The sequence below is a fragment of the Aminobacter sp. P4_D5 genome (genome assembly GCF_056401815.1).
In genome coordinates this window covers 1-658 of sequence record NZ_JBFUIP010000835.1, presented here as the reverse complement: position 1 = coordinate 658, position 658 = coordinate 1, and the positions used below count along the sequence as shown (strand labels likewise).

The 658-nt window shown below is 71.3% G+C and carries 1 protein-coding gene; it reads left to right on the top strand.

What is annotated here, in order from left to right; genetic code table 11:
• Positions 1 to 658, top strand: a 658-nt coding sequence (locus AC1DWF_RS35295) for a Bug family tripartite tricarboxylate transporter substrate binding protein (protein WP_476843116.1), incomplete at both ends; no start/stop codon positions are given.

The following is a 658-nucleotide window of genomic DNA, read 5'->3' as shown; positions in this document are numbered from 1 at the left end:
GGTGCCGGCGGCGGTGTTGGCGCGACGGCCGCGGCCCGCGCCGCCCCGGACGGCCACACGCTGTGGATGGGCATCGTCGACACCCAGGCGATCAACATGACCGCCTATCGCAGCCTGCAATACGATGCCGACCGCGACTTCGCGCCGATCAGCTTCGTCGCCAACGTGCCCTTCGCCTATGTGGTCGGCCCGTCCAAGTCGAACATCCGCGACTTCCGCGGGCTGATGGACACGGCCAAGGCGGAGCCCGGCGCCATCACCTTCGCGAGCTGGGGCGTGGCCTCGACCTCGCACCTCGCCATGGAGCGCGTGATCCGCGAGCAGCATGTCGAGATGCTGCACGTCCCCTTCACCGGCCAGGCGCCGGGCATGCAGGCCATCATGGCGAGCCAGGTGGACTGCATGTCGCTGCCCGCCGGCGGCGCCGAGACCATGACGCGCGACACTGGCACGCGCTGCGTGGCGGTGGCGGCGAAGCAGCGCATCGCGCTCTTCCCGAACACGCCGACCATCCTGGAGCTCGGCGGCACGCTGGACAGCGGGCTGTGGAAGGCGATCTACGCGCCGGCCCGCACGCCGCGGCCGGTCATCGACCGGCTCAACCAGGCGGTGCGCGAGGCGATGCGGCAGCCCTCCTTCATCGAGGTGCTGCGCACCC